8 protein-coding genes and 1 other RNA gene are annotated in these 12,316 nt (G+C 49.2%); 7 read left to right on the top strand and 2 right to left on the bottom strand.

Annotated elements, in window-relative coordinates:
* Positions 1-45: 45 nt before the first annotated feature.
* From FGS84_RS25370 to FGS84_RS25345, 6 genes are all read left to right on the top strand, one after another.
* The gene (locus FGS84_RS25370; RefSeq protein ID WP_138311033.1) at positions 46-711 is read left to right on the top strand and encodes a helix-turn-helix transcriptional regulator; all 666 of its coding nucleotides are present in this window, start codon (positions 46-48) and stop codon (positions 709-711) included.
* Positions 712-735: 24 nt separating this feature from the next.
* A complete protein-coding gene (gene dpaL / locus FGS84_RS25365; protein ID WP_138311032.1) occupies positions 736-1,944 on the top strand; it encodes a diaminopropionate ammonia-lyase in 1,209 nt (402 codons plus the stop codon).
* Positions 1,945-2,015: 71 nt separating this feature from the next.
* Complete coding sequence (locus FGS84_RS25360) at positions 2,016-3,326, top strand: YgeY family selenium metabolism-linked hydrolase (RefSeq protein WP_347563890.1); 1,311 nt, start codon at positions 2,016-2,018, stop codon at positions 3,324-3,326.
* A gap of 401 nt (positions 3,327-3,727) precedes the next feature.
* Entirely contained in the window at positions 3,728-4,921 is a 1,194-nt protein-coding gene (gene ygeW, locus FGS84_RS25355; protein WP_138311030.1) for a knotted carbamoyltransferase YgeW, read from the top strand.
* A 129-nt stretch (positions 4,922-5,050) separates the two neighbouring features.
* On the top strand, positions 5,051-6,001 hold the full coding sequence (gene arcC / locus FGS84_RS25350) for a carbamate kinase (RefSeq protein WP_138311029.1): 951 nt from the start codon (positions 5,051-5,053) through the stop codon (positions 5,999-6,001).
* A 15-nt stretch (positions 6,002-6,016) separates the two neighbouring features.
* Positions 6,017-7,363, top strand: coding sequence for a nucleobase:cation symporter-2 family protein (locus FGS84_RS25345; RefSeq protein WP_138311028.1), 1,347 nt, complete (start codon positions 6,017-6,019; stop codon positions 7,361-7,363).
* Between the two features lie 79 nt (positions 7,364-7,442).
* Here FGS84_RS25345 and FGS84_RS25340 read toward each other — a convergent pair whose 3' ends face one another.
* Positions 7,443-9,710 carry an EAL domain-containing protein gene (locus tag FGS84_RS25340; protein WP_138311027.1) on the bottom strand — a complete coding sequence of 756 codons (2,268 nt, stop codon included), beginning with the start codon at positions 9,708-9,710 and terminating at the stop codon, positions 7,443-7,445.
* A gap of 173 nt (positions 9,711-9,883) precedes the next feature.
* Positions 9,884-10,660, bottom strand: a complete 777-nt coding sequence (locus FGS84_RS25335) for an SIMPL domain-containing protein (protein ID WP_138311026.1) — start codon at positions 10,658-10,660, stop codon at positions 9,884-9,886.
* Between the two features lie 333 nt (positions 10,661-10,993).
* Between FGS84_RS25335 and ssrA the strand changes: the two genes are divergently transcribed.
* Positions 10,994-11,333: a transfer-messenger RNA gene (ssrA, locus tag FGS84_RS25330) on the top strand.
* The last annotated feature ends 983 nt before the right edge of the window (positions 11,334-12,316 follow it).

The following is a 12,316-nucleotide window of genomic DNA, read 5'->3' as shown; positions in this document are numbered from 1 at the left end:
GCCGGGGAAAGGTTTGAAGAGTCCGAGGAAAAGGAGGTTAAAGCCATGTCATACACACTAGATTTACTGAAACAGCTTGCTGATGGCCTTGCAAGACAGTTCGGACCTGACTGTGAGATTGTCATACACGACCTTGAGAAACACGACCTGGAGCATTCCATCGTACACATCAACAATGGTCATGTGACAAACCGCCAGGAGGGGGACGGACCTTCAAAAGTAGTCCTGGAAACCCTTCACAAGGACCCGGCTTCATTGAAAGACCATCTCGGATACCTGACCCGTACATCCAACGGCAAGATACTGAAGTCCAGCACCATTTACATCCGTAATGAGGAAGGGGATTCCATTGACTACCTCCTGTCCATTAATTACGACATCACAGGCCTGATGACCGTGGACCGTTCCATTAAAGCTCTCATCGACACCGAACCCCAATCGGACGTGAAGCAGCAGCCCGAACAGATTGTCCACAACGTCAACGACCTGCTGGATACCCTGATAGAGCAGTCGGTGGCCCTCATCGGCAAGCCGGCCGCCCTGATGAACAAGGAGGAAAAAGTGACTGCCATCCAGTTCCTGAACGATGCAGGCGCCTTCCTTATAACAAAATCAGGGGACAAGGTTTCCAAGTACTTCGGAATCTCCAAATTTACTTTGTACAGCTACATTGATGTAAACAGCCGCAAGTCGGAAGATAAAAAAGCGTGATGATTATAAGGAGGATTATGTAACATGGACCAGAAGATTCTATGGGCGGTCAATCATATGCCTAAGACAGATGACAAGAACCTGCCGATTATGGGACTGGAGGAGATTGCGAAGGCAAGGACATTCCACGAAAGCTTCCCCCAGTACACCAAAACACCACTCACCAAGCTGGACAATATGGCAGCTTACCTGGGAGTAAAGGAAATCTACTTAAAGGATGAGTCCTACCGTTTTGGCCTCAATGCGTTCAAGGTTCTGGGAGGTTCCTTCTCCATGGCCCGCTACATTGCCAAGGAGACAGGCAGGGACGTATCCGAACTTCCCTACTCAGTCCTCACTTCTGACCAGTTAAGAGAAGAATTCGGCCAGGCTACCTTCTTTACCGCCACAGACGGCAACCACGGACGCGGCGTTGCATGGGCAGCCAACCGTCTTGGACAGAAGGCAGTGGTACATATGCCTAAGGGTTCCACCCAGACACGTCTGCAGAACATTGCCAAGGAAGGCGCTGCAGTAGACATCCAGGAGATGAACTACGATGACTGCGTACGTCTGGCAGCCAAGGAAGCCGACGAGACGCCAAGGGGCGTTATGGTACAGGATACAGCCTGGGACGGCTACGAGGAGATTCCATCCTGGATTATGCAGGGTTACGGAACCATGGCCATGGAGGCCGGCGAACAGCTGAGAGACTACGGCTGCCAGCGTCCTACCCACATCTTTGTCCAGGCAGGCGTTGGTTCACTGGCAGGCGCTGTGGTAGGCTACTTCTCCAATCTCTATGCTGATAATCCTCCTACATTTGTAGTTGTGGAAGCTGAGGCGGCTGCCTGCCTGTACAAGGGCGCTGCTGCCGGTGACGGACAAATCCGCATTGTGGACGGCGACATGGAAACCATTATGGCCGGTCTTGCCTGCGGCGAGCCCAACACCATTTCATGGGATATCTTAAAGAACCATGTCAAAGTATTCATCGCTGCTCCTGACTGGGTAGCCGCAACCGGTATGCGTATGTTAGGCGCTCCCATCAAGGGCGACGCACCTGTTACCTCCGGAGAATCCGGCGCAGCTCCATTCGGCGCACTGGCAGCCGTCATGTCCATGGATGAATACGCAGACTTAAGGAAAGACATTGGCCTGGATGAGAATTCCAGGGTACTGCTCTTCTCCACCGAAGGCGATACAGACCCTGAGCGCTACAAGAACATTGTCTGGAAGGGTCTGGACAAATAAAGCACAAACAATCACCTATATCACACCTTAACCAAATATCAATGTATAATGGAGGAAACGAAGAAATGAATCTGGATTACGCAAAAATCAAAGAAGCAGCACAGAACTATGAGAAAGACATGACCAAGTTCTTACGCGACATTGTTAAGTTCCCAGGCGAGAGCTGCGATGAGAAGGCTCACATCGACCGCATTGCTGAGGAGATGACAAAGCTGGGCTTCAACAAAGTTGAAATCGACCCAATGGGCAATGTTCTGGGATACATGGGAACCGGCGAAACCCTCATTGGCTTTGACGCCCACATCGACACAGTTGGCATCGGCAACAAGAGCAACTGGAATTTCGACCCCTACGAGGGCTATGAGAATGACACCGAGATTGGCGGACGCGGCGTGTCTGACCAGTGCGGCGGTATTGTATCTGCTGTATACGGCGCTAAAATCATGAAGGATTTAGGAATGTTAAGCGACAAGTATACGGTTCTTGTAACCGGTACGGTTCAGGAAGAGGACTGCGACGGTCTGTGCTGGCAGTATATCATCAACGAGGATAAGGTCCGTCCCGATTTCGTAGTATCCACAGAGCCTACAGACGGCGGTATCTACCGCGGACAGAGAGGCCGTATGGAAATCCGCGTTGACGTTAAGGGCGTTTCCTGCCATGGTTCCGCTCCTGAGCGCGGCGACAATGCTATCTATAAGATGGCTGACATCCTTCAGGATGTACGCGCACTGAACGAAAACGATGCAGCTGATGACAAGGAAGTTAAGGGCCTTGTGAAGATGCTGGATGAGAAGTACAATCCGGAGTATAAGGAGGCTAACTTCTTAGGCCGCGGCACGGTTACTGTTTCCGAGATTTTCTTCACCTCTCCAAGCCGCTGCGCAGTTGCTGATTCCTGCTCCGTATCCCTTGACCGCCGTATGACAGCAGGCGAGACCTGGGAGAGCTGCCTGGATGAGATTCGTGCTCTTCCTGCAGTTAAGAAATACGGCGACGACGTTACCGTATCCATGTATGAGTATTCCCGTCCTTCCTATAAGGGCCTTACATATCCAATCGAGTGCTACTTCCCAACCTGGGTTATCCCGGAGGACCACAAAGTTACCAAGTCCCTGGAGGAAGCTTATAAGAACCTGTTCGGCGACGAGCGTATCGGCGTTGATGCCACAGCAGAGATGAGAAAGGCACGTCCTCTCACCGATAAGTGGACCTTCTCAACCAACGGCGTTTCCATCATGGGACGCAACGGCATTCCTTGTATCGGATTTGGTCCTGGCGCTGAAGCTCAGGCCCATGCTCCCAATGAGATTACATGGAAGCAGGATTTGGTTACCTGTGCGGCTGTTTATGCTGCTCTGCCTAGCGTGTACTGTAAGTAATTTTGCAGCAGGTGTTTGTTTTAATTCGTTTATTGTCCGCGGGGTGATTTCTTGGCTGCCATACAGTTGTGGCCGCGGCCCGCTGGCCCGCAGTGCCGTCTTCTTGGCCTGGGGGGCGGCCAGGAAACATAGGGCATACGCCCTATGAAAAATAAAATATAACTGCATCCTTATAAGAGAAAACTCTTTACAGCTGCACTTACATTTTATTTTCGCACTGCTCATTCGTAAACCATTTTCCATGAAGTCCTAAGTGACCTGTTTGGTTCCGGCGGTCTATGCTGAAGGCCGCCGGAACGGCTCAGGCCCAAGGTACTGGTGGAATGGATGTCCCTATTATTTTGTAACTTCTAACAACGATACCCAAATTAAAAATTAAATATATTAAAGGAGTCAATCAAATGAAAACATTACAGGATTACATTGATAAGTTAAACAGCCTCAACTTCAAGGAAATGTACGAGAACGATTTCTTCCTGACCTGGGAGAAAACAGACGAAGAACTGGAAGCAGTCTGGACCATGGCTGATGCTCTCCGCTACATGAGAGAGAACAACATCTCCACAAAGGTATTTGAGAGCGGCCTTGGCATCTCCTTATTCCGCGACAACTCCACCCGTACCCGTTTCTCCTTTGCTTCTGCCTGCAACCTGTTAGGTCTGGAAGTTCAGGATTTGGACGAGGGCAAGAGCCAGGTTGCTCACGGCGAGACTGTTCGTGAGACAGCTAACATGATTTCCTTCATGGCTGACGTTATCGGTATCCGCGATGACATGTACATCGGCAAGGGCAATGCTTACATGCACGAAGTTGTTGACGCTGTTACACAGGGCCACAAGGACGGCATCCTGGAGCAGAAGCCAACCCTGGTTAACTTACAGTGCGACATCGACCACCCAACCCAGTGTATGGCTGATATGCTGCACATCATCCATGAGTTCGGCGGCGTAGAGAATTTAAAGGGCAAGAAGTTAGCCATGACATGGGCTTACTCTCCTTCCTACGGCAAGCCTCTCTCCGTTCCCCAGGGCGTTGTTGGCCTGATGACACGTATGGGTATGGAAGTTGTCCTGGCTCATCCGGAAGGCTACGAAATCATGCCTGAGGTTGAGGAAGTTGCCAGAAAGAACGCTGAGAAGACCGGCGGTTCCTTCCGCGTATCCCATGACATGGCAGACGCATTCAAGGATGCCGACATTGTATATCCAAAGAGCTGGGCTCCATTTGCAGCTATGGAAAAGAGAACCAACCTGTACGCAGAAGGCGATTCCGAGGGCATCAAGGCTCTGGAGAAAGAACTGCTGGCTCAGAACGCAGAGCACAAAGACTGGTGCTGTACAGAGGAACTGATGAAGACCACCAAGGACGGCAAGGCTCTGTACCTGCACTGCTTACCGGCTGACATCAACGATGTAAGCTGCAAGGACGGCGAGGTTGAGGCAACTGTATTTGACCGCTACCGTGACCCTCTGTACAAAGAAGCAAGCTACAAGCCATACGTAATTGCTGCTATGATTATGCTGGCTAAGTTCGCTGACCCGGCTGATATCTTAAAGAAGCTGGAAGAAAAAGGAACACCCAGAGTATTCAAATAAACCATTCATCTTACCATGTAATACAATGTAAGGGCTGCCGGACTGAGTCCTGCAGCCCTTTTTGTCTCAAATTATGCAAAAACTCGGCGGGATACCCTCATATCCCGTCCTATAAAGGGGAAAATCACTATGGAAAACAAGAAAAAACGTATTGTCATCGCCCTTGGCGGCAATGCACTGGGCAATACCCTTCCTGAGCAGATGAAAGCAGTCAAGATTACGGCCAAGGCCATCGTAGACCTTATTGAAGAAGGCTGCGAGGTCATCGTTGCCCATGGCAACGGCCCTCAGGTGGGTATGATTAACAATGCAATGGCTGCACTGAGCCGCGAGGACGCAAACCAGCCAAACACCCCTCTCTCCGTCTGTGTGGCTATGAGCCAGGCCTATATTGGCTACGACCTGCAGAATGCCTTGAGAGAGGAACTCTATAACCGCGAAATGTATGATATTCCGGTTGCAACCATGATTACCCAGGTCCGCGTGGATGCAGACGACCCTGCCTTTGAGGCTCCTTCCAAACCAATCGGCCACTTCATGACAGAAGAACAGGCCAGGATTGCAGAGGAAAAGTACGGATACATTATGAAGGAAGATTCCGGACGCGGCTACCGCCGTGTGGTGGCATCTCCAAAGCCTGCTGAAATCGTTGAAATCGGCGCTATCCGCTCCCTGGTAGACTCAGGACAGCTGGTAATTGCCTGCGGCGGCGGCGGTATCCCGGTTACCCGTCAGGGAAACCACTTAAAGGGCGCAAGCGCTGTTATCGACAAGGACTTCGCCAGTGAACTGTTAGCTGAGAATCTGAATGCTGATTTCCTGATTATTCTCACTGCAGTTGAAAAGGTTGCTATTAACTTCGGAAAGCCGGAAGAAAAGTGGCTGGATGACCTGGACACAGAAGAAGCAAGAGAATATATCAAAGAGGGACATTTTGCCCCTGGTTCCATGCTTCCCAAAGTTCAGGCTGCTGTTAAATTTGCTGAATCAAAACCAGGACGCACTGCCCTCATTACGCTGTTGGAAAAAGCAAAAGACGGTATCCAGGGAAAAACCGGTACTCATATCCATTTAGCGTAAAGGAGGCAATGATATATGAATACAGACAATACAGTGAAACAGCACGCATCCCTGTTTGATTTGGATGGTGTGCCAAAAATGAGCCAGGCAATTCCCCTGGCCCTGCAGCACGTAGTAGCCATGATTGTGGGCTGTGTAACGCCGGCCATCATAATTTCCGGCGCAGCAGGCATTGACACGGCAGACAGGGTTCTGTTGATTCAGGCTTCCCTGGTTGTATCCGCCCTTGCCACCCTGCTGCAGCTCTTTCCCATAGGCAATAAGAACAGTTTCCATCTGGGCGCCGGCCTTCCTGTTATCCTGGGCGTAAGCTTTGCCTATGTTCCCAGTATGCAGGCCATTGCGGAGCAGTCCGGCATCCCGGCCATATTGGGAGCCCAGATTGTAGGCGGTGTCTGCGCCATTCTCGTAGGCCTTACCATCAAGAAGATACGAAAGTTCTTCCCGCCTCTGATTGCAGGCACGGTTGTGTTCACCATCGGTCTGTCCCTCTACCCCACTGCCATCAACTACATGGCAGGCGGCGCGGGCCAGCCCACCTACGGCGCATGGCAGAACTGGGTGGTTGCCATCTTCACTCTGGTGGTAGTTACTGTGCTGAACCATTTTGCCAAGGGATTCCTGAAACTGGCGTCCATCCTTATGGGCATGATTGCAGGTTATATCTTTTCCATGTTCTTTGGCATGGTAAGCTTTGGCAATGTGGCTGAATCCGGCATGTTCCAGCTCCCTCAGGTCATGCATTTCGGCATCAGCTTTGAGGCGTCTGCCTGCGTGGCCCTGGGACTGCTGTTTGTCATCAACTCCGTGCAGGCCATCGGTGACTTCTCCGCCACCACGGCAGGAGGTCTGGACCGGGAGCCCACCACAAATGAGCTTCACGGCGCTATCCTGGGCTATGGCTTCTCAAACATCATAGGTGCATTCCTGGGATGTCTGCCAACCGCCACCTACAGCCAGAACGTAGGTATCGTGGCTACCACCAAGGTTGTTAACCGCGTGACCTTAGGGCTTTCCGCACTGATTATACTGGTTGCCGGACTGTTCCCCAAATTCTCCGCCCTGCTGACCACGATTCCCTATGCGGTCTTAGGCGGCGCGACTGTATCTGTATTCGCTTCCATTGCCATGACCGGTATGAAGCTGGTTATGACGGAAGATATGAACTACCGCAATACCTCCATTGTAGGTCTTGCAGCTGCCCTGGGAATGGGCGTGTCACAGGCATCCGCATCCCTGTCCGCATTCCCCACATGGGTTACCACAATCTTCGGAAAATCTCCGGTTGTCATCGCTACGCTGGTGGCTATCCTGTTGAATGTCACCCTTCCGAAGGATACCGGTAAAGTAAAAAAGAATTAATCCTGCTATTGTAATGGTATAAATGAAAAACGGACTGTCCCCTGGCGGGATGGTCCGTTTTTCATTTGATTTATCCTATCTATTTATCATCCATGCCTCCAAAAGGCCCGTCCTGGTATTTCGTCAGCAGGTGTTCAAAATCCTCCTGCGGCATGGGCTTTGCAAAAACATACCCCTGAATCACATTGCAGCCTGCATCCCTGAGGAATTCCACGGTGTCCATATCCTCCACGCCCTCTGCAATGGTCTTTATATTCAATTCTCTGGCCATGTTAATGACATTGGACACAACAATACGCTCCCGCCTGATATCCCGGCTCTTGTGGAAAAACAGGATGTCCAGCTTCAGCACGTCGATAGGCAGGTTCTTCAGCAGGTTAAGGGAACTGTATCCCGAGCCAAAATCATCCAGCGAGCAGATGAAACCGTGCGCATTCAGGTTAACCACCAGTTCCGCAAATAATTCCGTGTCAGCAGCCAGGATACTTTCCGTAAACTCCAGTTCCAGAAAACCATCCGGTATAGAATATTTGTCCTTGATGCCCGTGTAGTAATCCACAAAGTCGTTCTGGAACAGACCGGCCTTTGATACATTAATTGCCAGGCTCACTGGCCTTTTGCCCTGTTCCAGATAAATCCGGTACCAGCGGCATGCATGTTCGAACATATAGCGGTCCAGTTTTACAATAAGCTCACTTTTTTCAAACAATGGGATGAAATCACCGGGCGGTATCAGCCCCCGTCTTGGACTGAGCCAGCGGACCAGCACTTCTGCACCGGTAATCCGGTTCCCGTTCTGTATATCAATCTTGGGCTGCATATAGAGCATGAATTCCTGGTTCTCCATAGCTGCCTCAGCCTCAGACTCCAGGGCGGAATCCTCCAGCATGCGCCTGCGGATGCCGTCATCATAGAACACATAGGAGGTTCCCGGTCTTTCCTTTGCTATCTTATGGGCCATGTTGGCATAATTCACCAGCACATCCAGGGACTGTTTCTCATCTCCCGGACGGAAGCGGTAGACGCCCACGGGAATCTCCATGAAGGGCTGCTCGTCCATACCCGAATTTCTCATATACTCCTTAAGCTGACAAAGCCCTCTGTCCAGCGCTTCCATATCCACGCACCGGGTTATGCCGGCAAAGTTATCAGCTGCTATGCGGCAGCTGATACGGTCGGGGCTTTCCACTGTTCTGAGGAATTCCGCCACCAGCCTGAGCAGCCGGTCCCCTTCCTCATACCCAAGCACATCATTAATCAGTTTGAAATTCCTCAGGTCACCATACCAGAGCACATAGGCGGGCAGCTCAGAACGGGCCAGTTCAGGACGGTTAAGGAGTATCTCCGCCTCCCGCTTAAAGCCCGCAAAATTGCGCAGACCTGTAAGGGAATCGCTGTAAGCCAGCTTCATCAGCATCTTCTGGTTATTCACAGCCATCCTCTGCTGTCTGCTCATCAGCCATATAAACAGGCCGCAGGCCACCACGATAATGGTCATGATACCTCCTGCTGTCTGGATGTAGCTGGAACGCAGCACATCCACAGGCACCATGCTTACCTGGTACCACTGCCCCTCAATAATGGGAAGGATAACCAGCATCTGCCTGATTCCCTGCCTGTCTGTAAGAATAAAATCACCGCTGCCCTCTTTCTTTATGACTTCTGCAATCTTTGTTCTATTTTCAGGAAGGATGTCTCCCTCATATGTCTTAATGGTCTTAAGCACATAATTACCATCGTCATCCAGGATATTGGAATAACCAGCCCCCTTAAGAACCGGCGCGTCGATAATCTCCCTCAGTATGACAGCTGAATGGACCGCACAGAGTATGCCTCTGACATTACCTTTACTGTCATTAATCCTGACACCAAAGTAATTGATATATCCACTGGCATCCTGCGGGTCCGCAAATGTATCGGATATGCTCTTTTCCCCCTGCAGAGCCTTCTCAAAGAACTCCATTCCGCTGAGATTAACCTCCTGGACATTGCCGTTCATGTCCACCATGCGCGCATTGCCGCGGACATCCGCGTAGCCCATCCGGATAAAAGCATTCTCCTCATTTATATCCTTTAATATGGTCATAATCTGGTTCTCATCCAGGATTACCAAATCCCTCAGACTTACAGCCAGTCCCTCCAGTGTCTGCCAGTCTCCCTCAATCTGTTTTATAATGGATGTCCTTGTCTGATTCGCGGCATCATACAGGTATGCCACGTTCTCCTTCTGGCTTTTCAGAATCATCTGTACAAGAAAAATAATACTGCTGGCAATAAAACATAAACACAGTATGATAGGAAGCAGCGTATCCCTGCGGCCATTTCCTCTGCAATCTGCAGTTGTCATCTCATAGTACCCCTGTCTTCATTAGACTATAAAATAATAATAATATATTTATGCCTAAATATCAATGACAAATATCCCCGGAAACAGTACCGCATCATGTTATATGATACTGATTCCGGGGTATATCCGCTGCAACACTTTATTTATTTTTCATCCGGCAGATTCAATATAATCTATTCGTTCAGCTCATAGGAAACCGTTACCTGGGCTTCCACGCTGACCTGGCCCGGCATAACAGGAGCAGCTGCATCTTCCACTGCCGCCGCCATTTTGGCAGAGCCGCCTGAATTATAGGAGGCATATCGTGTCTCCGGCCGATAGCCAAATTCCTCTGCGTGAACCACGCCTGCCAGTGTCTTCCCGCTGGCCTCTGCCAGGGCCTGTGCTTTGGCCTGGGCAACAGCCATGGCTCCCTTCAGCGCCTCCTGGTAGCTGGCATCATAGCTGCTGGAAAAATAGCTGACGGAATTAATGCCATTGACGCCTGCTGCCACTGATTTTGTGATAATGGTACCTGCATTGTCAATGGGAATGTCGGACACAGTCAGGCTGGTGGTCATCTCATAGCCGGTTATCTCCTGTCTATCGGAATTCCAGTTACGGATGGGGCTCAGACCATAGGAGGATGTCTGTATGGAAGTCTCCTCAACCCCAAGTCCCTTCAATGTCTCAATGGCTGCGTTCAGGTCCTGGGCGTTCTTCTCCTGGCATGCAGCAGCCGTATCTTCCCTGGTATAGACAGCGTACTCAATCTGTGCCATATCCGGCACCACCTTTACCTCCTCGCGGCCTGTTACTGTAATTACATTCTCCGCCGCGCCAATATTCTGCACCTTCAGGGTGTCCGGAATCTGTGTCCCGGCCGCACAGCCGCCAAGCCCTAAGGCTGCGGCCGCCACTGCCGCACTGAGTCCTGCTGCGTATACTGTCTTCTTCATATTATGTTTCATGATTGCCTCCCTCTTTTCCGTTATCACCGGAATCTATTCATATGATGCGGAGCATACAAATATGCCCTATCCTTATATTACCAGAAAGAGGGGATTCTGGTATTTCTTTTCTCTTAATTATAGGGGTATGTTTCATTACAAAGTTTATACGAATTTATGTCCGGCCCCATCCGGAGCTCCGGCCATATCTGTCCTGAGGCAGCCATTGTTATCCAGACTGTCCATATCTATCATATTTCATCACTGCCCTTGACAGCGGCGCCGGAAACTGCTAATATAGAGTGAGCGCAGGATTTCGTTAGCATACCAGGTAAGCGCAGCACTGAGTATTCAGGGGTTGTACTGGTTTCGACGGGGGTCATGCAGCTGGTGAAGCTATCCCCATGCGATGGGTTAAATGGCAAAAATAAATATAAACGCTAACGACGAATTAGCAATCGCTGCCTAATGGCAGCTGTCAGACTTAGAGCACCCGCACTTTAAGACCCTGGCATCGACTATGTGGGAAACGACGTATGCAAAGCTTTGAGCATATGGGCGTATCATGAAGCTACTGAAACCATCCGGGTGTCCTTTCTCTGATGGCAGAGGGAATGTCAAATAAAGGACTATGATAGTAGAAGAACAGGGAATTGATTTTCGGACAGGGGTTCGATTCCCCTCAGCTCCATTTTTTGAGAAGTACGTATTTGCGGAAAACAACGTAAATACGTACTTTTTTCATTTATTTAATCACATATATTATGTTGCAAATCTAATGAAAAATGTGCGTTTTTATGATAAGGCACAACACGAACCACAATATGAAATCTAACAAAAAGTTAATAAATGAGGGGCCTTTAAGGGTCCCCCATTAAATACACCCTGCGGCTGATAATACGGACGTGCCGGAGGAACCCACAAAAGAAGCTCTGCATTATCTTTAAATATATGTGACATAACTCTTTCAAGCCGGGCATTGTTATTCGATACTTTATCATATCGGTCAAGTGTTCTTCTCTTAAGCCAAAAAGTATCTTTATTAACTTTGTTGATTTCATCAGGATGTTAAGCAAAGTATTTTTCAATATAGCGTTTTAACTGATAATCACGCATAAATGACATAAGATATGGAGTGGATTTCACATAATCAAAAACTTTACTTCACTCTGTTTTTGAAAAATCAATCCATCCTAATTCCATTCCTTGTATCTCCTGAAATTTATGTCGTTACAGCTCAATAAAAATTTCATCTATCTTCTATGCTTGGTGTGATTTCCATAATATCGTCTATTGTGCACCCAAACGTAAGGCATATCTTCTCTCTTTTGTTGCAGCAAAATCCATTACACATGTTACGCTCAGTATATCATATGCAATCATGAACCTCAATTTAGGTCTGAAGTTTTCAATATTATTTCCACGTCGGAAATATTTCTTTTAGGTCATTTATTTGCAGTGGTTGCCGAATTTGAACGCTATACTTTGATGGAGCGTATTACAGATAATATGATGGAGCTGGCAAAGGAAAGCCCGTCTATTGTCCCTTAACATGCAACTGTAGTTGGTGTTATATATAAAGCAAGGGCTGAAAGCCCAAAAAGGAACTTTCAGCCCAGTTATTATCTTAAAAGATTCGCATTTACAGACATTTCTTTACGCACTTAGTACCGCTCC

Origin of the sequence: Clostridium sp. 1001271st1 H5, assembly GCF_005845215.1 — a bacterium.
In the GTDB taxonomy this organism is placed as follows: Bacteria; Bacillota; Clostridia; order Lachnospirales; family Lachnospiraceae; genus Enterocloster.
The sequence above is the reverse complement of the archived record's forward strand: the minus strand, read 5'-3'. Positions and strand labels throughout refer to the sequence as shown.